At 61.7% G+C, this 21,167-nt stretch carries 16 protein-coding genes; 14 read left to right on the top strand and 2 right to left on the bottom strand.

The features are described 5' to 3' along the window. The first annotated feature begins 71 nt into the window (after positions 1-71). Entirely contained in the window at positions 72-1,892 is a 1,821-nt protein-coding gene (locus Q0R16_RS08365) for a serine/threonine-protein kinase (protein WP_295634902.1), read from the top strand. Positions 1,893-1,967: 75 nt separating this feature from the next. Here the strand turns inward: Q0R16_RS08365 and Q0R16_RS08360 are convergent, their stop codons facing one another. After that, on the bottom strand, positions 1,968-2,582 hold the full coding sequence (locus tag Q0R16_RS08360; protein WP_295634898.1) for a hypothetical protein: 615 nt from the start codon (positions 2,580-2,582) through the stop codon (positions 1,968-1,970). A 185-nt stretch (positions 2,583-2,767) separates the two neighbouring features. Beyond that, complete coding sequence (locus Q0R16_RS08355; RefSeq protein ID WP_295634895.1) at positions 2,768-3,721, bottom strand: type VI secretion system-associated FHA domain protein; 954 nt, start codon at positions 3,719-3,721, stop codon at positions 2,768-2,770. A gap of 198 nt (positions 3,722-3,919) precedes the next feature. Here Q0R16_RS08355 and Q0R16_RS08350 point away from each other — a divergent pair, with 198 nt between their 5' ends. The 13 genes from Q0R16_RS08350 to tagH all read left to right on the top strand — a co-directional run bounded on the left by Q0R16_RS08350 (position 3,920) and on the right by tagH (position 21,162). Then, positions 3,920-5,257 carry a class I SAM-dependent methyltransferase gene (locus tag Q0R16_RS08350; protein WP_295634892.1) on the top strand — a complete coding sequence of 446 codons (1,338 nt, stop codon included), beginning with the start codon at positions 3,920-3,922 and terminating at the stop codon, positions 5,255-5,257. 240 nt (positions 5,258-5,497) lie between these two features. Continuing rightward, complete coding sequence (locus Q0R16_RS08345; RefSeq protein WP_295634889.1) at positions 5,498-6,655, top strand: type VI secretion system ImpA family N-terminal domain-containing protein; 1,158 nt, start codon at positions 5,498-5,500, stop codon at positions 6,653-6,655. 78 nt (positions 6,656-6,733) lie between these two features. Continuing rightward, complete coding sequence (gene tssB, locus Q0R16_RS08340) at positions 6,734-7,249, top strand: type VI secretion system contractile sheath small subunit (RefSeq protein WP_295634886.1); 516 nt, start codon at positions 6,734-6,736, stop codon at positions 7,247-7,249. A 4-nt stretch (positions 7,250-7,253) separates the two neighbouring features. After that, entirely contained in the window at positions 7,254-8,750 is a 1,497-nt protein-coding gene (gene tssC / locus Q0R16_RS08335) for a type VI secretion system contractile sheath large subunit (protein ID WP_295634883.1), read from the top strand. A gap of 49 nt (positions 8,751-8,799) precedes the next feature. Further along, entirely contained in the window at positions 8,800-10,296 is a 1,497-nt protein-coding gene (tssC, locus tag Q0R16_RS08330; RefSeq protein WP_295634880.1) for a type VI secretion system contractile sheath large subunit, read from the top strand. Next, a complete protein-coding gene (tssE, locus tag Q0R16_RS08325; RefSeq protein WP_295634877.1) occupies positions 10,296-10,763 on the top strand; it encodes a type VI secretion system baseplate subunit TssE in 468 nt (155 codons plus the stop codon). Before tssC (Q0R16_RS08330) ends, tssE begins: the two co-directional genes overlap by 1 nt. Further along, on the top strand, positions 10,760-12,586 hold the full coding sequence (gene tssF / locus Q0R16_RS08320; RefSeq protein ID WP_295634873.1) for a type VI secretion system baseplate subunit TssF: 1,827 nt from the start codon (positions 10,760-10,762) through the stop codon (positions 12,584-12,586). The genes tssE and tssF overlap by 4 nt, the downstream gene beginning before the upstream one ends. Then, positions 12,583-13,704, top strand: coding sequence for a type VI secretion system baseplate subunit TssG (gene tssG / locus Q0R16_RS08315; RefSeq protein ID WP_295634870.1), 1,122 nt, complete (start codon positions 12,583-12,585; stop codon positions 13,702-13,704). The genes tssF and tssG overlap by 4 nt, the downstream gene beginning before the upstream one ends. 171 nt (positions 13,705-13,875) lie before the next feature. Beyond that, positions 13,876-16,527 (top strand): type VI secretion system ATPase TssH, encoded by a 2,652-nt coding sequence (gene tssH / locus Q0R16_RS08310; protein ID WP_295634867.1) that lies wholly within the window; start codon positions 13,876-13,878, stop codon positions 16,525-16,527. 74 nt (positions 16,528-16,601) lie between these two features. Continuing rightward, on the top strand, positions 16,602-17,078 hold the full coding sequence (locus tag Q0R16_RS08305; RefSeq protein WP_295634864.1) for a type VI secretion system tube protein Hcp: 477 nt from the start codon (positions 16,602-16,604) through the stop codon (positions 17,076-17,078). A gap of 76 nt (positions 17,079-17,154) precedes the next feature. Beyond that, on the top strand, positions 17,155-19,050 hold the full coding sequence (gene tssI / locus Q0R16_RS08300) for a type VI secretion system tip protein TssI/VgrG (protein ID WP_295634861.1): 1,896 nt from the start codon (positions 17,155-17,157) through the stop codon (positions 19,048-19,050). 98 nt (positions 19,051-19,148) lie between these two features. Continuing rightward, positions 19,149-19,673, top strand: coding sequence for a hypothetical protein (locus tag Q0R16_RS08295; RefSeq protein WP_295634858.1), 525 nt, complete (start codon positions 19,149-19,151; stop codon positions 19,671-19,673). Positions 19,674-19,677: 4 nt separating this feature from the next. Then, positions 19,678-21,162, top strand: coding sequence for a type VI secretion system-associated FHA domain protein TagH (gene tagH / locus Q0R16_RS08290; RefSeq protein ID WP_295634855.1), 1,485 nt, complete (start codon positions 19,678-19,680; stop codon positions 21,160-21,162). The last annotated feature ends 5 nt before the right edge of the window (positions 21,163-21,167 follow it).

The following is a 21,167-nucleotide window of genomic DNA, read 5'->3' as shown; positions in this document are numbered from 1 at the left end:
CAATTTCCGGTCCGGCGCCCGAACCGGCGCCATACCCGGCTGCGACGCACCCGCCGCTAACGATGGCCGGCATGTCGAATACCGGTTTCGCGCCTGGAGCCGGCCGCATCAAGGAAGGCGACGTGCTCAACCACATGTTCGAGGTCACGCGCTTTATCGCGCGCGGCGGCATGGGCGAGGTGTTCGAAGGCCGCAACATCATGAGCGGCGAGCGGATGGCGATCAAGGTCATCCTGCCGGCGCTGGCGGCGGACCCCAAGGTTGCGGCGATGTTCCGCAAGGAAGCCAATGCGCTGCAAAGCGTGCAGCACGAAGCCGTGGTGCGCTACGTGGTGCAGGCGCGCGAACCGCAACTGGGCTGCGAATACATCGTCACCGGCTTCATCGAAGGCATAAGTTTGTCGGATGCGCTGGGCAAAATCCAGCCCGGGGTCGACGAACTGATCGCCCTGACCCGCCGCATCGCATCGGGGCTCAAGAAGGCGCACGACGTCGGCGTGGTGCATCGCGACATTTCGCCCGACAACATCCTGCTCGAAAACGATCGCCTCGATCGTGCGCGGGTCATCGATTTCGGCATCGTCAAGGACACCAATGCCGGCGCCCACACGATCATCGACAACGGCTTTGCCGGCAAGATGAAATTCGTGGCGCCCGAGCAATTGGGCGATTTCAGTCACTCGGTGGGCAACTGGTCGGACGTCTACAGCCTGGCGCTGGTGATCCTGGCGCTGGCGCAGGGCGAGCCGGCCGATCTTGCCGGCTCGCCCGTCGATGCGATCACCAAGCGCCGCAACGGCATCGACACCAACGCGGTGCCCGAACCACTGCGCGGTGTGCTCGATCGGATGCTGGTGCCCGATCCGGCCAATCGCCTGCGTTCGATGGACGAAGTCATCGCCGCGCTCGATCAGCTTGTGCTGCCGCAGGGCGGTGGCAAGGGGGCCCATCAGCGAGGCTCGGCCGCTGGTTTGGTGGCTGGCAAGGTCGTGGGCCAGAAGCCGGGCATGGCGGCTGGCGCGCTTGGCGCCGCGGTTCATGTGCCCCCGCGCAAGGTGTTGATCGGCGGCGGCGTTGCGGTGGGGGTGGCACTGCTGGCGGCGGCTGGTTTCATCGCATTCGGCGGAAAATCCCAATCTTCACAGTCGACGCCGACCGCGCTGCCGGCGGGCAAAACCGTAGCCTTAGGCGATGTCCAGCAAGCGATCCTGGCGAGCCTGCCCAATGTCACCTGTTCGTGGGTGGATGTTGCTGCACGCGCCGATGGAGGGGGTTTCAGCCTTGCCGGCGAAGGCGTTTCGAGCCAGCCGGCGCAAGTCGAAAGCCAGGTGTTCGACGCGGTCCGCCAGACGGGTGCCAAGTTGACCTCGTCCGATTTTGCCAAGGTTGCGCCAATCGATGCATCGTACTGCTCCACGCTCGATGCGCTGCGCGGGATTCGCGATACTGGCGCGCCGCGCCTGATGGCTTCGCAGCCGCGTTATGAACTCGCCAAAATCACGGAAGGCGAATTTACGGGAAAAGTCGGTGCGCAGATCGTCACCGATATATCGCTGGGCGGCGTAACCGACGACTTTGCTATGTATACGATCGAGAAGTCGAATGAAGTGTCCCTGCTCTTCGGATCCCGAGCGCAGTTCGTGGAAACGGCAAAAAGCAATTTTCCGCTCACCCAGATCGGCAAGGACAAGTACCGACTGACCATAATCGGCACAGTGCAGCCAGGCTGGTCCGGCGTGGTCCTGATCACCGGACGCGGCGGCTTTTCTGACAAGCTGCTCAGCGACCTCAGCTCAGTCGAGGGCCGGGCCCGGTTCAGCAAGGTGGCGCAGGCTAATGGTTGGAAAGCCAGCATCGCTTGGTACAAGTTTATCGACGATGTGCCGAATTGACCAAAAATCGAGCGATAGTGCCAATTTTACCCGAGGCCGTAACCTTAAGAAATGCAATTAGTTCAAATAGATATATTACTCTGAACAATAATTAATATCTTTTTGACTTTGCTTTGCGGTGAAATTAAATAGACCCACCGAACTACTGCTTAGCAACACAGCGCTTACACGCAATTGCGTATTTCCTGCCTTTGTGTTTTCGCTTGATTTTACAGCTTCTTGTATTGCATCTTGGCACGTGTTATTTGCAGACATGGCTTGCATAGTAAGGTATGCACTAGCCACCATTGCGGATGCGATAACTGAAAGTCCGATCGGTGCGCCCGCCCCAGAGGCGGTTGCCGCAGCGCCGATGCCAATGGCCGCATCAATGGTGGGGGCCAAAATTGCGGTATCCACTGCGAATCCTGCAAGTGCAAATACACAATCGACTGTTTTATTGCCAAGCATGGCAAATTGCTTCGAAAATTTCGTAACAAGAAAATCTATAAGCACTTGTTTTTCGACATGACCACCACTTTTTGCTGTGTCGATCATAAATACGACTGACGCGTAGATCATTTCAGTTAATAAAGCTAGACATTCTTTCGTCTTTTCGTCCTTAGGAAGTCCGGATTTGATTGCTGCCTCTACGACCAGTTCTGCAATCTTGTCGCGAACTTTGTCAGCAATTGGTTTGGCTAGGGGCATAAATATCCTCCCTAAATATCACCCATGACTTACGGCAGTCTAAATTACAGTTAGACCGTCAGGCGTTTAATGCGTTAACGGGTGTGCAAATGTCAACGAAAATGGCAATTTTGCAACCTGCGTTTTCGTGGACTATGAGTGAATCTGAATCTTCTCGAATTAATTGACTAATTATTCTTATGTTTTTAAATAGTTAAACCAGCATAGCTGCTCGCCAGTTCCTTAGCAAATACCTCAACAAACCCATCGTTGGCAGCAAAAGCCTTTTCATACGCCTTCCATGCCGCAGCGTCGCTCGATGCGCGCTGCTTGATGGCAGCCGGGGCGAACTGGTCGAGCGCATGGCCGAATGCCCCCTGCATCGCGCCGAGCGTTGCGCGCTGGTGCGCATCGATCTCGCGCGTTGCCACGGTCACGCAGTCGACCGCCTGGGCGGGCGGCAGTGCCAACAGACGCGCCAGCATGGCTTCCGCCTGATCGCTGCCAGCCAACAGCGGATTGCCATCGGCCGGCACGTCCGGGAGTTTGAGATCGCGCCGGGCTTGCTGCCGGTCGTGCGCCAGTTGGACGATGCCCGCGGTCATTGCGCGAAGAACCAGGCCAAGCGTCGTCGCCAGCGTGCCGCTGTCGTGGGCGATGGCATGGCGCGGAATGCCCGCCGATTGCAGCAACTGCGCCATCAAATCCGCAGGTTGCCCGCCGGTTTCGGCCATCGCCGGCGCCGCCGGGGCCGTGCCATGGCCAGCCGAGCGGCCCCAATTGTCGAGGTTCAGGTTGCGGGCACGGGCTGGTTCCGGTGGCGCCGCCGCCCGATTGCCCGACTGGCTGGCCGGCTGGCTGGCCAGTTCCACCACCAGTTCGGCATCGGCTACGGTGATGATATCCCCATCCCGCAGCAGCGGGCTGCCGACCACACGGCGCCCGTTGAGGAGCGTTCCGCTCGTGCTGGTATCGATCAATTGCCAGATCGCGCCGTTGCCACCGATCGTGCAATGCCGCCGCGAAACCATCGGATTGTCCAGTATCAGGCTGCATTCGGGTGCTCGTCCGATCACCAGGTCACCCGCGTCCAACCGCGCCATCGGAACGGCGCCCGCTGGGTCGGTGGCATTGGCGCGACGCTTGATGATCAGGGGCATCCGGATTCCACCTCCACGGCATCGTGATCTTATCCTCGCGGATCGGGTTGACAAGAGAACGATTACAAGCCGGATAAGCGGCACACGAAAGTTGGTGGCGAATGCGCCCGGTTTGGAGACCAGATGTCGGAACTGCCAACACACTACGATGAAGTTGCTTACCCTTCGGGCACGTTTTTCGCCACGGAGCCTGCGCACATGGCAGCGTTGGCCCGCATGCACGGACTGACCGCGCCTGCACCCGAAACGGCGCGCGTGCTCGAGATTGCGGGCGGCGACGGTGCCAACCTGATCGCCATGGCCGCGGCCTGGCCGAATGCACGGTTCCACAGCTTCGACCTGGCCGCAACCGCCATTGCCAACGGTGTGAAGCTGGCGGCGGAAGCCGGGTTGGACAATATCCGCATCACCGTAGACGACGTGCTGGCCGCCGCCGAAACACTCGAAGGTCCGTTCGACTACATTATCGCTCACGGCCTCTATGCGTGGGTGCCCGAACCGGTGCGCGAAGCGACGGTGCGGTTGATGGGCAGGCTGCTGTCGCCGGACGGGATCGCTTTCCTGAGCTATAACGCCAACCCTGGCGGCCACATGCGCACCGCGATTCGCGAGATGCTGCTGCACCGGCTGCGCGGCATCGTGGAGCCGGCAGAACGCATCGCCGGCGCACGCCAATTGCTGGGGGATTTCGCGATTGCGCGTGAGAACGATCCGCCGGTCCTTGCCGGGATGCGGGCAGTGGCCGCACCGATGCTGGACAAATCCGATGCCGTGCTGTTCCACGATGAACTGGGTGAGGTTTACGCGCCGCAATCGCTTTGCGACGTGGTTGCAGCGGCGGAGCGGCACGGACTCGCCTTTCTCAACGATGCCAATCCGTCGATGGTCCATGATGGTCTGCCCGGCGAAAATGTGGCCGAGGAGGACGTGGTCGCAATCGCGCAAGCTGATGACTACGCGGTGCTGGCGTTCTTTCACCAGACTTTGCTGGTCCGGCCCGGCCGCGCGCCGCGGCGCGGGGTCGGCGCCGGTGCGCTTGCGGGGATCTACGCTTCGACGCGGGTGCGGCGGACCGGGCCCGGGGCGTTCGCGCTCGACGGGCAGGAAGTCGAGCTGGACGATGCAGACATGGCCGAACTGCTGGGCCACCTTGTCGACATTGCCCCGCTGCGGCTGCTGCTGGACGAAATTGAGCTGTCCGTCGAACATTGCGTGGCGATCGTCCAGCTTTACCAGCGCGGCGTGATCTGGCTTTATGCGGTGCAATCTCCGTGTAGCCTCGAGCCGGGGGAGTTCGTTCGCGCCAGCCCCCTGGCGCTTGCGCAGCTCGCGCGGGGGCTGGCGACGGTGCACACGCTGGAATTGCGATCGATCGCATTTGTCGAGCCTGGCCCGCGGGCTTTCCTGGCGCTGCTGGACGGCACCCGCGACCGTGCCGCGCTGGCGCGCGATTGGGCCGGCAGCGGGCATGGCGACGAAGTGACGGTCGATGTTGCGCTGGCGCAACTGGCGGGCGCGGGGATGATTTCAGGCTGAGCAGCGGGCCGTGGGCTAGATGGTTGCCCGGTCGGCCGCCGACGATTCCCGTCGGGCAAGTGCGCCTGTCGTCAAGTCGCGAAGCTGGCGGCCTGATTGTCGTCGTCTGTTCCAATATGACCAGATAATCGTGGCGGGCTGTAAAAAAATGTGGAGTGCCGGGGCCAAGCCTGTAAGTTGCTGCCTGAACAGGTGGGAATGGGGCATCTTGTGCTGATCGATGAAGACACCCGGCTGGCGGTGCTTGCCCCGATCGATGATTCGGTCGGGATCGATGGGCGTGAGGATGAAGGCGCCGCCGGCAATCTTCTGAGGGAGATCCGTTCGCAACGCAAAGCACTGGTCCGGCTGGAGCAGGCCGCGGCGATGGTCGATGAAGACGTTGTGATCCCCGACGGCAGTTGGGATTGGGATACCATTGGCGAGAACGCCATCGAATACTTGAGCACGTTCGGAAAAGACCTCGAAGTCGCGGCCGTGCTGATCGAAGTTGCGGCCCGCAGAAAAGGCCTTGGCGATCTTGCGGAGGCGACCGAGGCGGTCGCCGACCTGGTCGAGGCGTTCTGGGACCAGGGCCTTTATCCGGCAGAGGATGAAGACGGCGTGGAAACGCGCTTCCAGCCGCTTTCGGGATTGAGCGGGAGCAGCCAGAGCGGTGACGGCGCGCTGATCAATCCGTTGCGCCGCAACGTGATCCTGCCCTCCGGCTTGCGCATGCTGGACAAGGTGAGGGGGGATTCGCTGATGCAATCGGCGCAGACCCTGACCGGCGATTCCAAGCGGGCCAAATCGGATGAAGCACGACAAGCTTATGCCGATGTCGAAGCGGCGGTGCGTCGGTCTTCGCCGGCCGGGCTTGCCGCCGCCGCCGCCTTGGCAGCACGGATCGAACTGGCGTGGAAGCGGTTGATTGCCTCCATTTCTGAACGAACCAAGCCGAAATATCCGTCCGCGTCTCGGTTGAACGAGGAATTGCGCACGCTCAATACCTGGCTTGCCGGGCTGGCGCCGAACGACGAGGCAGGTGGCGCGCCGGCCGGCGACGGTGCCGCAACGGACGATGACGGATCGTTCGGCCTGGGATCGTTCGGCCTGGGATCGTCCGGCTTGGGGTCGGCCGTTGGTGGCGGGGCCGGCACGGCTGGTTTCGTATCGGGCAGGATCTCGCGCAGGGAAGATGCGCTCAAGGCGGTTGCGGCTGCGGCCGAGTATTTTCAGGTGCATGAACCATTGTCGCCGATCGGGACAACCTTGCGTGAGGTTGACCGCCGGGCGAGAATGAGTCTTCATGAGTTGCTATCCGAATTGATTCCCGACGATTCGGCTCGGAATGATTTCTACTGGCGGTCCGGGATCCGGCCACCAGCCCCCGCAGAAGACGATGACAGCGGTAATTAGCGAGGGATTTTTGGGCTTGGTTATTGCAAACTGCCGGATCACCGGTCGTTGCAAGCGATGATGAAAAAGGAGGCTTAGATGGCTGACTCGGTACACGACAAGCTCAAGAGGGTTCGCAAACCGCGCGTCCACATTACTTACGATGTCGAAACCGAAGGGGCGCAAGTCTCGAAGGAATTGCCGTTTGTCGTGGGCGTTTTGGGTGATTTTTCGGGCGACAGCGAAATTGCCAAGAAGTCGCTGAAGGAACGCAAGTTCATCGACCTCAAGAAAGACAAGTTCGACCAGGTCATGTCGCGGATCGAACCCGGCGTGAAGATGAAGGTCGAAAACACCATCGAGAAAAACGGCAAGGAATTTGAAGTCAATCTCAAGTTCAGGTCGATGGACGATTTCGACCCTGAAAAGATTGTCGAGCAAGTCGAACCTTTGCGCAAGCTGATGGAAACCCGCAATCGCCTGCGCGACCTGATGGCGAAAGCAGACAGTTCCGAAGGCCTCGAAAACCTGCTCGAACAGATTTTGGCCGACCAGACCAAGCTTGGCGAACTACAAAAGCAGCTTGGCGCCGGCACCGATGACTCAGCGGAGTAAGACAATGGCCGACGGTGAAATCCAGGGCGCAGCAGGCGCGCAGACAACGACGATCGATGCCAAGGTCAGCCTGCTCGATGAGGCGATCAGCGTAACCAAGCAGACAGAACCAAAGCGCGTCGAGGAACTGATGCGTACGCTGGCCGAAGAGGCGATGAGCGGCACCGTACAGTTCAAGAAGAACATGACGGTTACCCTGCGCGAGGCCATCGCCAAGCTCGATGCGCAGATTTCCGAACAGCTTGCAGCGATCATGCACAACGAGAAGCTGAAGCGGCTCGAAGGTTCGTGGCGTGGGCTCAACTACCTGGTCAAGAACAGTGAAATCGGTGAAGGCCTGAAGATCCAGGTCCTCAACGTCACGAAGAAGGAAATATCGAACGACCTGTCGAAGGCAACCGACTTCGATCAGAGCACATTGTTCAAGAAGGTTTATGAAGATCAGTTCGGCACTGCCGGCGGCGCCCCGTTCGGCGCCCTGATCGGTGACTTCTATTTTGCCAAACACCCGGACGACATCGAGCTGCTGCAAAACATCTCCAGCGTCGCTGCAGCAGGATTCACCCCGTTCATTTCAGCAGCCGATTCAAAGCTGTTCGGAATGGATTCCTTCACCGAACTGTCGGCGCCGATGGATCTGAAACAGACCTTTGAAACCGCCGACTACATCAAGTGGAATTCTTTCCGGCAGTCGGAAGACTCGCGCTTCGTCACGCTGACGATGCCCAAGGTTCTGGCCCGCCTGCCGTATGGCAAGGACACCAAGCCAGTCGAAGCGTTCGACTATGAAGAAGCCCCGCGCGACAATGCCGGTGCGCCCAAGCCGATGGATCACGACGATTATTGCTGGATGAACGCGGCTTATGCGCTGGGTGCGCGGTTGACCGATGCGTTCGCCCAGAATGGCTGGTGTACCGCCATTCGCGGTGCCGAAGGTGGCGGTAAGGTTTCCAACCTGCCGACGCACATTTTTCAATCGGATGACGGCGATCTCGATTCAAAGTGCCCGACCGAGATCGGGATCACCGATCGGCGCGAAAAGGAATTGTCGGACCTCGGTTTCCTGCCGCTGTGCCATTACAAGGACACCGATTATTCGGTGTTCTTCGGAGCACAAACCACGCAGAAGCCGAAAAAGTACGACAAGCCCGAAGCCACCGGCAATGCCGCGATCTCGGCACGTTTGCCGTACATCATGGCAACAAGCCGCTTTGCACATTACCTGAAGGTGATGGCGCGCGACAAGATCGGCTCGTTCATGGAAGCCAGCGACTGCGAACTGTGGCTGAACAACTGGATCAGCCAGTACGTCAACGCCACCGAAGGCGCGGGCCAGGAATCGCGCGCCAAGTACCCGCTGCGCGATGCCATGATCCAGGTGCGCGAAGTCGAAGGTGCGCCCGGATCATATTCCGCCGTCGCGCACTTGCAGCCGTGGTTGCAGTTCGAGGAATTGACCACATCGATGCGCCTCGTCGCCCGCATTCCGAAGTCGGCGTAAAACCTGACAGGGTATGGATCCACAGTGCACCACAAGCGACAGTCCAGCGGTGCGCGATCGGGTTCCACCGGCGGTCGATCCCGGAGACCCCGGCACTGATCTGTGCGACTCGGCCGTTCCTTCGGGAACGGCCCCCGACGTTGCGGTAACGTTTGCGCCCGACACCGCTCCAGTCGCCGCGCTTGCAGATGTTCTGGACGAAGATCAGGCGCGACGCCGCCGCAGGGCCGTTGGTGAAGCCGTGCGGCTTGTGGCCATGCTCGACGCGGCGCTGAACCGCACACTCGATGCCGTGCTCCATCATCCGGAATTCCAGCGTATGGAGGCACTATGGCGCGGCGTGGCCTGGCTGGTTGCCGATAATGACGATCCGGCGGTGCGCATTCGCATCCTCGATATCCGCTGGACCGAAATTGCGCGCGACCTCGAACGCGCGCTCGATTTCGATCAATCGAAGCTTTACGACCTGATCTACAGCCAGGAATTCGGCATGCCGGGGGGCGAGCCTTTCGGTCTTGTAGTGATCGACCATGCGGTCACCCACCGGCTCGGCCGCGCCAGCAAGACCGACGATGTTGCGGTGCTCGAAGGCCTGGCCGATGTTGCCGCAGCGGCGTTCTGCCCGATCGTGGTCGGCGCCGATCCCAGCATCCTCGCGCTCGACCAGTTTTCTGAACTCGATCTGCGCCAGGACATCGCGGCGACCATGGAAGATCCCTCTTACGCGCGCTGGAAGCGGATGCGCCAGCGCCCGGACAGCCGGTTCCTGGGCGTGGTGATGCCGCGTCTGCTGATGCGCACGCTCCATCGCGGCCGCGATCACCCGCGTCTTGGCTTCGTCTATGACGAGAAGGCGCGGGGCAGCGCCGATATGCTGTGGGTCAACGGTGCGTTTGCGCTGGCCCATGTCACGGCGCGGGCGATGATCCGCAACCGCTGGCCGGCGGCGATCCGCGGAACGCTGCCGCGCGGCGAGGCGGGCCTGATCGACGGGCCGGTTCGCCAGTTCCTGCCCAGCGATCGGCAGGGTTTCGTTTCGCGGTTCGCGGTCGAGAACGCGGTTTCGGAAGCGCAGGAAGTCGCGCTCAACGAAGCGGGGCTGATGGCGATCCGGCAATTGCACCTCACCGACATGGCGGTGTTCCTCAACCTGCCGAGCCTGCACCGCCCGCCCCGTTACGATAGTGATGGTGCGCAGATGAACGCCAAGATGGGCGCGATGTTGCAGTACATCCTGTGCGTCGCAAGGTTTGCCCATTACATCAAGGTGATGGCGCGTGACTGGGTGGGCAAGTACACCGACAAGGACGAATGCAGCCACTTGTTGCAGACCTGGCTCGACAAGTTCGTCAACGGCAGCGAAGATACCACTCCCGAAGTTCGGGTGCGCTATCCGCTGCGCGAGGGGCGCGTGACGATGTTCGACATGCCGGGCAAGCCGGGCAGCTACGGGTGCGAAATCGCGATCCGGCCGCATTACCAGCTCGACCAGATCTCGTCCGAATTCCGGCTGACGACCATGATCAGTTCGGGCAGGAACGGCTAGTGTCGAAAACGATCACGCATTCGCTGCTCGACCGGTTGATCGACAACGAGCCCGATCAGGCGGTCGAAAGTGCCGAAACCGACGCGCAGGCGCTGCATCGCTACAAGATCGGCCTGCGTGCGGACCTGGAGGCGCTGCTCAATGCCAAGCGCCCCGACTTCGAAGCGTTCGATCGGTACCCGGCGCTCGACCAGACCATCATCGGTTTCGGGCTCCACGATATCAGCACCGAAGATCTCAGCACCGTCGGCGCGCGCGAACGGGTGCGCCGGATGGTGGCGCAGGCGGTCATGGCGCACGAATCCAGGCTCAGCCAGGTGGAAGTCGATATCGATGAAGGCCCGACCTCGAGCGGGATCCGGCTGCGGATTTCCGCGCAACTGACGCTCACGCGCAACCGCGACGTCGTGGTTTACGAGGCCAAGGTCAATCCCGGCGACCGGGTCATACAGGTTGATTTGAAGTGATCGACGAACTGATCGAATACTATGACCGCGAACGCACTTTCCTGCTGAACAATGCCGGCGCCTTTGCCGATGCCTATCCCAAGATCGCATCGCGCCTGCGCGTTACGCGTGAATCGCTCGAAGACCCGCATGTCGGACGGCTGATCGAATCGGTCGCGTTCCTCAATGCCCGGCTGCGCCACAAGCTCGACGAGGACTATGCGGAACTTTCCGACGCGCTGCTGCTGACACTGTACCCGCATCTGGTCCAGCCGCTGCCGTCACTGATGATCACGCAACTGGAACCGGGTGAAGATCTCGACAAGCCGGTGCTGGTGCCCGCCGGAACCCAGTTCATCACCGAGGAAGTCGATGGCGAACCGTGCCGCTACCGGCTCTGTTCGGATGTGCGACTGTTGCCGTTGCGGCTGGCCAGCGCGACGATGGTCGGCACCCCGTTCGATAGCCCGGCAGCGTTTTCGGCCTTGGGAATGGGCGCGGCGCGCGGGCTGTTGCGGTTGACGCTGGAGACCAGCAAGCCGGAAATCAGCATTGCTTCGCTCGAACTCGATTCCTTGCGATTCTTCATCAAGAGCGACGCTCGGCGCGCGCAGATCCTGCTCGAACAACTGGGCAACAACCTGATCGGCGTCGGCGTGTGCGCGAATGTGGCCGATCCACGCGCGGTGCTGTTGCCGGCGTCCTCGGTTAAGCTGATCGGCATCGAGGAGGATGGCCTGCTGCTGCCCCCGCGTCCGACCGACCAGAAATCCTACGCGCTGCTGCAGGAGCACTTCGCTTATCCGCACAAGCACCTGTTCTTCGAGATCGGCGGCTTGTCGCGGCGCACGCTCGAACTCGATGCGGGCCAACTCGAGCTGTTTTTCTTCTTCGATCGCCTCTCGCCCGAGCTGGAACGGGTGGTGCGGCCCGAGGATTTCGAACTCTATGCGGCGCCCGCGCTCAACCTGTTCGAACTCGATGCAGAACCGATCCACCTCGATCATTCGTCGATCGAATACCGCGTCATTCCCAGCGCTCACCGCGAGGATGCGATCGAAGTCCAGGCCGTGGTCGACGTTGCCTTGCAGACCGCGGGCGGCGAACGCATTCCCGCGCCATCGCTCTATTCGATCGATCGCGGCTCCCCGCGCAGGGGTGAATTCTTCCATGCGGTTTCGCGCCGCACCAGTTTCAGCCCGGGCGGTGGCGACGATGTGTTCCTGACGATCGCGGACCTTGAAGGGGCGTTGCTCCAGGACGATTCCACCGTCATCCAGGCCAGGATTCTCGCCACCAATCGTGACCTCCCTTCACGCCTGCCGTTCGGTGGCGGGCGGCCGACGCTGTCGCCGAGTGGCACCATCAACGGATTGGCCCAGCTCAAGGCACTGACCAAGCCGACCTCGACCCGTCGCCCCAGCCGGCGGCGCGGGGCGAACTGGAAGCTGCTCGGCCAGCTTTCGCTCAACTACCTCAGCTTCGTCGGCGGTGAAACCGGGGCGCGGGCCTTGCGCGAAGTCCTGGCATTGTACGACCTCGTCGATTCGGACGAAAGCGCGCACTTGCGCGAACGGCTGGTCGGAATTTCGGCGGCGCCCGGGGTCGCGCGGCTGCGCTTGCGCGGTCACACCGCCTTTGCTTCGGGCATCGACGTTACGCTGGAGATCGACGACGATCGCCTCTCGGGCTCGGGCAGCTTCCTGTTGTGCGCGGTGATCGAACGGTTCCTGGCCGGCGCCTGCGCGATGAACAGCTTCGTGCGGGTTTCGGCCAAGTTGCAGCAGGACGATGGCGTCTGGAAAACGTGGGCTCCGCGCTTCGGCGATCGGCAACTGGTGTGAAGGCGCCGCCGCTCAGCCCGGCTCGGCTTGAATCGCTGCGCCGGGCCACGCTGGACCAGGCTGCCCGGACGGTCGAGGAAGTGGCCTTGCGTAGCGGGCGACCGGGCGAAGTCGGCCACGATGCGGTGCCCGACGAGGAACCGATCCGGTTCTTTGCGTCCGAACGCATGTCGCTGGTCAGCAACGATCTGGCGGAAGTGGAACTTCGACCGACGCAAGCCAATTCCGGTCAGGTCAGGCCCGGCCAGGTCAAGATCGTCGCGAACATTCTGGGGCTGGCGGGCGCATCGCCGGTGCTGCCCCCGGCCTACAGCGAACTGCAGTTGAGCCGGCGCCGGCAGCGGGACAACGCGCTCGGCGATTTCCTCAATATCTTCGATCATCGCGCGTTGTCGTTCTTCTATCGGATTACCCGCAAGTTCCGCTGGCCGCTGCTCGCAGAACGGCACGGACACGCGCAAAGTCATGGCCACGCGCAGGGGCAGGGCGATCCGGTCGAAAAATTCCTGACCTCGCTGGTCGGCCTGGCGGTGCCGGGTATGCGCCAGCGGCTCGATATCGATGATGCGCTGCTGGTCACGCTGACCGCGCAACTGGCTGACAGCCGGCGCAGTGCGGCCAGTGTCGAAAGCGTGCTGCGCGCGCTGATCGGAATGCCGTTGCGCGTGATCGAGGCATGCCCGGTGTGGATGGACGTGCCGGCTTCGGAACAAACTCGGCTGGGCGGCTTGCACGGCCAGTTCGTCCAGCTTGGCACCGATCCTTCGGCCGATGAACGCGGCCAGGGCGAAGCGGCGATGATCGGCGCTGCGGTGCTCGACGTGCAGCACCACTATACGGTCGAGATCGGCCCGCTGACTTACACACAGTTGCACGGCCTGTGCGCCCGCCCGGAAAAGCGCAGGTTGATCAGCCAGTTATGCGTGCTGACCGCCGGGCTTGAGCATCGCCCCATCTTGCGGCTGTTGATCGACGAAAGCGAAATCCCGCCGCTGCGGCTGGGTGACGACGCAACCCCGGCGCTGCTCGGCTGGACCACCTGGTTGGGGACTCCCGAGACTTTCGACGGAACTGCGCGCGATTGCACGATCCCGGTCGACCTTGCCGCGCTGCACTGAAAAAACAAGTTGAGGCTTGTAAGGGTGTCCGTTAGTCTTTTGTCTGTTTCCGGTTCGCAATTGCCAAACTACGGATAAGCAAACACATTTCGATTTGCATGTTCAAATATTCTTGGACGCTGATTCGCGTCTTTCTGGCCGCTGAAGTCGGTTTGTTTTGAAGAGGGGCAGATGCAGTTCAACCTGAAGAACCTGATTGGTCGTCTGGACGATACCTGCCGGGCGGCACTTGAATCTGCGGCAGGCCTGGCGCTTTCGCGCACGAACTACGACGTCGAGGTCGAACACTGGCTGCTCAAGTTGCTCGACCGGCAGTCTTCGGACCTGACCATTGTTCTCAATCACTTTTCGGTCGATGTCGGCCGGCTGGCGCAGGATATCAATCGCCAGGTCGATCGCTTCAAGACCGGCAACGGCCGCGCCCCGGCCATCGCGCCGAATGTCGTCCGCCTGCTTCAGGAAGGGTGGCTGGTTGCCTCGCTCGAATACGGGGCGAGCGCGGTGCGGTCCGGCCACTTGCTGGTGGCGCTGCTCGGCAATGACGATTTGTCGCGCGTGGCAAAGGACGCCAGCACACAATTCGCCAAGGTCCCGTTCGAAGGTTTGAAGGGCTCGCTCGGCACGATTGCTGCTGCCTCCGAAGAAGCATCCGTGGCGACGAGCGCCGATGCCGCCACGCCGAGCGGTGGAGCGGCCCCCGGCGGCACCGGCGCCAGTGCCGGTGTCCACGCTGGCGGTTCGCTCGACAAGTTCACCATCGACCTGACCCAGCAGGCCCGCGACGGCAAGATCGATCCGATTTTCGGGCGCGATCCGGAAATCCGCCAGATCGTCGATATCCTCACCCGCCGCCGCCAGAACAACCCGATCCTGACCGGTGAGGCGGGCGTGGGCAAGACCGCGGTGGTCGAAGGCTTTGCCTTGCGCATCGTGCAGGGCGACGTGCCCGAAGCGCTGCGCAATATCCGCCTGCTCTCGCTCGATCTCGGCCTGCTGCAAGCGGGCGCCGGCATCAAGGGCGAATTCGAAAACCGGCTCAAGTCGGTGATCGACGAGGTCAAGAATTCGCCGACGCCGATCATCGTGTTCATCGATGAAGCGCACACGCTGATCGGGGCGGGCGGCGCCGAGGGACAGAACGATGCGGCCAACCTGCTCAAGCCCGCACTGGCGCGCGGCGAAATGCGCACGATCGCGGCGACGACTTGGGCCGAATACAAGAAATACTTCGAAAAAGATCCTGCACTGACCCGCCGCTTCCAGGTCGTGAAAGTGGAGGAACCGGTCGAATCACTGGCCGTGGCGATGTTGCGCGGATTGGTTCCGGTTCTGGAAAAGCACCACGGCGTGCGGATTCTGGGCGAAGCGCTGGAGGCCGCAGCCACGCTGTCTCACCGCTACATCACGGGCCGGCAATTGCCCGACAAGGCGATCTCGCTGCTCGATACCGCTTGCGCGCGCGTCGGCATCAGCCAGGTCGCCACCCCCGCGGTCGTCGAGGATCTGGAACGCAAGCTGGGCCTGCTCGCGTCGGAAGTCTCCATGCTCGAACGCGAAGGCCGGAGCGGGGTCGACGTTGTCGAGGCTCTGGCCGCCAAGGGCACCGAAAAGGACGAGATCGAGGCGAAAAAGGCCGAACTGTCCGCGCACTGGCAAACCGAACTGGCCGCGGTCAAGGCGGTGGCTGCCGCGCGCGACGCTGCCGAGGTGAAAAGCGGTGACCCTGCCACCGACGACGCAGCGGTGGCCGAACTTCGCAAGGCCCAGGCCGCACTCGCGGAAATCCAGGGCGAACACCCGATCGTATACGATGTCGTCGATCGCAACGTCGTCGCCGAAGTGCTTGCCGGATGGACCGGAATTCCGGTTGGCCGCATGGTCAGCAACGAAATTCGCGCTGTCCTGACGGTGGCCGACCGGTTGGGCGAACGGATCAAGGGCCAGCCCCACGCGCTCGACATCATCGCCGAAACCGTGCGCACCGGACGTGCTGGCCTGGCCGATCCACGCAAGCCTTTGGGCGTGTTCCTGTTCTGCGGCACTTCTGGCGTCGGCAAGACCGAGACGGCGCTGGCGCTGGCCGAGCTGCTTTATGGCGGTGAACAGAACGTCACCACCATCAACATGAGCGAATTCAAGGAAGAACATAAGGTATCGACGCTGGTCGGCGCCGCGCCGGGCTATGTCGGCTATGGCGAAGGCGGCGTCCTGACCGAGGCCGTGCGGCGCAAGCCCTATTCGGTGATCCTGCTCGACGAGATGGAAAAGGCGCATCCGGGGGTTCAGGATGTGTTCTACCAGGTGTTCGACAAGGGCATGCTCAAGGATGGGCAAGGCCGCGACATCGATTTCAAGAACACATTGATTATTATGACTTCCAACGCCGGGACCGATACGATCGAAGCGTTGTGCCGCGATGCCGAAGTGATGCCTGAGCCCGAGGATCTGGCGAAGGAACTGCGGCCCGCGCTGCTGGAATATTTCAAGCCGGCATTTCTCGGCCGTTTGGTGACGGTGCCGTACTTCCCGCTCCAGCCGCATATCATGCGCGAAATTGTCGTCATCAGCCTCGAACGGATCCGCAAGCGAGTGGTCAGCAATTACGCGGCTACATTTGCTTGGGATGATGACCTTCTTGACGCTTTAGTAGCAAGGTGTACTGAAGTGGAAAGCGGGGCGCGCAATATCGAAAACATTCTGAAGCGCGGTCTTTTGGCGGATCTGGCCGGACAATTGCTCGAACTGCGCGCGGAGGGCACGAATGTCACCCACGTGCAAGTCGCAGCAAGTCAGGATGCAGGCTACGCGATCACGATCACGTGATGTCCAAGTGTTTCCACCCCGCGACGGGCCGCCAATCCGGCATTGCCGCAAATTGATTTTTGAAGGAGGCGAAAATGGCTATTTTCCTGAAGTTTGCCGACGTTAAAGGCAATTCCACGGATTCCAAGTTCAAAGACCAGATCGTGATCGAAAGCTTCCAGTGGGGAGCCGGCCTGAGCGTCGGTTCGTCGAACGCCAAGGGTGCCGACCGCGCACTCGGCAAGGCGAGCGTCTCCGAGATCACCGTGACCAAACACTCCGACAAGTCGAGCCAGCTCCTGTTCAAGGCGCTGCTGATGGGCAAGCAGGACAACAAGGCAACAATCAGCTTCGTTGCTACTGCCAAGGGCGAATCGGTGGCTTACGCCGTGATCGATCTGGAAAATGTCATCGTCAGCGGCTTCAGCCAAAGCTCTGGCGGCGAAGTGCCGTCGGAATCGCTTTCGCTGAACTTCACCAAGTTCGACTGGACCTGGAACGATCGCGATTCAACCGGCAAGGCAACACCGACCCATCTGGTTTACGATCTGGCACAAGCCAAGACCAGCTAAGGCCGGTTTCAGGCCGATGGGCAGTGGTCGCTGCATGGCGCTGCTGCCCAACCCCTGTTGATGATTGCCAAGCACCATGCTGGAAAAACATCTCCTGAATCTCAAGGTGCTGGCTGACGCGCCGATCGATGAGTATGCGCTGCTGAGCGTTCACGCCCGCGAAGCGATTTCGGAACCGTTCGACTATACGATCGAACTGCTGACGACACAAAAGCCGGATCTTTCGTCCTGGATCGGCAAGCTTGCGGAATTCGAAATTGCCCAGGGCTGGAACGCGGCCCGTACTTTTGCCGGGCGCATCTATGCTGCGCGTAGGGTGGATGATGGCGGTTCGCCGCGCATCCAGGTCCATATCGGGCCAGCCTACCAGGCGCTCGCTTATTCGCGGGCAACGCAGTTCATCCAGGACAAATCCAGCATCGATATTTTCGAAGCGTTGACTGGTGAAGTAACGGGCCTCGTCAAATCGATCAACGTTGCCCCGCGCCCGCCCAAACGGGGCTATGCGGTTCGCTATGACGAAAGTGAACTTGAATTTCTTGCGCGCCAGCTTGCCCATGACGGGATCATGTACTTCTTCAAGTACGATCAGGGAGCGGGCAGTTTCCACCACAAGATGATCGTGACCAACAAGCCGGCCGATTATATCGATTTTCCCGGTGGCCCGGTGCGTTTCCTGCCGCATTCGACCACCGGCGCGATTACATCGCTCGAACGCCAGTATCGCGCCGCCCCGCGATCGTTCAATCACGTTTCGTTCAACCCCAACAAGCTCGACACGCCGTTCGTGGCGCATGGCACCGCCAGCGAGAAGTGGGGCGCGGTTTACACCCACGATCACGAGACCATCGGCTACGAAGCTTTGGCCAGCGGAGACGTGGCCACCCGGCAGGCTGCGCACGACCAGCAGTTTGCGAACGCTTCGGACGTGATCCACGGCAGCTCGACCGAACCCGGTTTCCAGGCCGGCGGTCGCGTCGAAATTCTCGAGGACGCACATTTCGTGCCGCGCCGGGTGGTACTCGCCAGCGTCGTTCACTCCGCCTACGATCCGTGGATGCTGCCCAATGCCGGCCCTGGCAGCTACAGCAACTTTTTCGAGGCAATCGATTCCACCAAGACCTGGCGGCCGCATGTCGCCACGCACGAACGGCTGGCGCGCGGGCCTGTGCTGGGCGTGATCGACGATGACGGCAGCACCGCGACCGGGCACATCAAGGTTGATGACCAGTTTCGGGTTCCTGTCAAAATCTCGAACGCCCGAGACTACAAGAAGCAGGGCTTGCCGCGCTTTGTCTGGCTGGCGGTGCAGCAGCAATGGGCCCACGGCAGCCACGGCGCGCAATTCCTGCCGCGGATCGGCACGCGGGTGATCGTCGATTTCCTTTACGGCAATCCGGATCTGCCGTTCATTGCCGGCACAATCTACACGCCGTCGCAGCATTATCCGTTCGATCCGCGCAAGACGCCCACCCAAAGCGGATGGCGGTCGATCACCGATGGCAACGGCAAAATCGTCCAGGAATTCCGGTTCGAGGACAAGCCCGGCAAGGAAGAAATCTACCTTTACACCGGCCGCGATTACCGCCGCATTGTCGATCAGGACGATTGGGGCACGGTAAAGCGCGACCAGACGCTCGCGGTCGAGCGCGACCAGAAGCTGACGGTCACGCGTGACCGCACCGTGAAGATCGATGGCAAGCATACCACCGACGTCAAGAAAACCCGGACGATCACGGTCGTCGACAAGAACACGCTTGAATCCAAGAAGGAAATCGAAATCCTTGTCGGTCCGTGCAGCATCAAGCTGACAATGTCGGGCATCCAGATCAAGGCTCCGAAAATCGAGATCACCGCCGATGCCAAACTTGACATGAAGGCCGGCGGGCAGGCAACATTGCAGGCTCCGATGACCCAGGTAACCGGTGACGCAACGCTCATCCTCAAGGGTGGCGTCGTTTTGATCAACTGACGACGGGATCGAGAATGGCAACAAGTCCTGCAATCCCGCTGCGTTTCCAACGTGCCGAATTCGAAGCCAAGGCCGATTTGTCACCGGCGGGACTGGGCATGCTCGCCAGCCATCCACACCCAATCCGTTACCTGGAAACACTGCGTGCGGCCCAATTGGATGAAGACGCCGTCCGCGCGCTGGTGCTGATGTTGCCGCATCGTGAGGTGGTCTGGCTGGGTTGCCTTGCTTCGCAGATCCTGCCCGGCCTCGACCAGCGCAAGGCCGATGCTGCGGCGGTGGAGGCCGCCGAGAAATGGGTGCGCAGCGCAAGCCATGACGATGCCGAATCTGCCGGTGAAGTCGCGGCCCGTGCCAACAACGATTTTGCCCCGGCCTGGGTTGCCACTGCTGCGTCCTGGGCGGGCCCCTCGCTGGTCGCCAGGGGTATGCCGCCGGTTGCGCCGCCGCCGCATCTGCCGGGCTTGGCGGTGCGTACCGCGCTGATCCTGCTGATGTCCGAACCGGCGTTGCAGGGCCGGGTGCGGTTTGCCGACTGGCTGGATCTGGGGGTGGCGCTGATGCAGGGGGGGAACGGAATCGCGGCGCAAACAGAACTGCGCCGACGCCTGTTCGAAGCCTGACGCGATGTGGACATTGCTGCTTTCCCGGCTGAGCGATCCCGCCGGCAATTATTTCGACCGCAGGCAATTCGATTCGGGCGAAATCAGGATCGGGCGCAGCGCGAAATCCTGCGACATCGTCCTGGCCAACGATGACGGCTTCGTCTCGCGCGAACACTGCACGATCATGGCGCGCGGACTTGACCTGTTTGTCACCGATATCAGCAAGAACGGCGTGGCGCTGAACGACCCGTCGGCGCGCATCGTCCCGCACCAGCCGGTGCAGGTTCGCCCGAACGATCGCCTGCTGATCAACGATTTCGTGATCACGATCATGACCATGGCCGACGCGCAGGGCGCCCGCCTGGCGCCGCCGCAATCGGGCCCGGCGCTCGGCGATTATGGCGCGGTCAACGATATCTGGTCGATCCCGGCGCCTGAGCCGTTCGGCAAAAACGATTTCGGGCTGGGCGACAACGCGATCCACGATTTCCTGGCGGGCGGAAATGCGTTTCTCGATACCAGGCCCCAGCGCGATGAGCCTGCGCCGTTTACGCCCCATTACGGGCTTGCCGAAGGCATGGGACAAGCGTTCCAGCGGCCGATCATGGCCGATCCGTCGAACCATTCGAACGATTTCGGCATTCCCGAGGATTGGGCAATCGCACCCGCCCGGCTCGATCCGGTGGCTCCCGATCTGCCGTTGCCCAGCAGAAGCGATCCGTTTGCAGACCCGTTTGCTCGGGCGACCGCCGCCCCTCCGGTTGCCGCGCCATTTCCGGCTGCGCAGCCCGGGTTCGATCCGTTTTCCCCCGGCGTGGCAGAACGGCCGCAATCCTTTGCCGATCCGTTCATGCCATCGGTCCCCGGCCGCTCTCCCGCTCCGGCCAACGCGAACCCGCCCGTACCGCAAGCGCGTTTGCCAGCCCCGGCAAGCGGGCCCGACTGGGCTGCGTTCTACGAAGGCGCGGGGTTGACGCCCGAAGACCTGGCGCTGCCGCCCGATGCCATGCACCGGCTCGGCGTGATGTATCGGCAAGTGGTGCTGGGATTGTGCGACATCCTGCAGGACCGGGCCGCGTTCAAGGACGAATTCCGGGTGGAACGCACCCAACTCAGCATCGGGCGCAACAACCCGCTCAAGCACCTTCCGGCGATCGACGCGGCCAAGGTGCTGCTCGGCCCGCCCTTGCCCGGCTTCATGGGCAGCGAGGACGCGTTGCGGACGTCGTTCGAGGACCTGAAGAAGCACCAGTTGGCGATGCTGGCGGGCGTCCAGCAGGCGATGATGGTGGCCTTCGACCGGCTGGCGCCCGCCGAAATCCAAAAGCTGACCGAAAAGGCCGGGGCCGGGAAAAAGGGGCTGCTGGGCCGCCGCTCGCCCGACACCTGGGCGATCTATGTCACGGTGTTCGAAGCGCTGAAACGCGATGCCACGTCGAATGCCAATGGCGTGATGAGCATGGCGTTCCGTGAAGGCTATGAAAAGTTCATGAAGTCCGTATTCTGATCGGG

The organism is Novosphingobium sp., assembly GCF_025351285.1.
GTDB lineage: Bacteria > Pseudomonadota > Alphaproteobacteria > Sphingomonadales > Sphingomonadaceae > Novosphingobium.
Note: the sequence above shows the minus strand (reverse complement) of the source record. Positions and strands in the feature narration are given on the sequence as shown.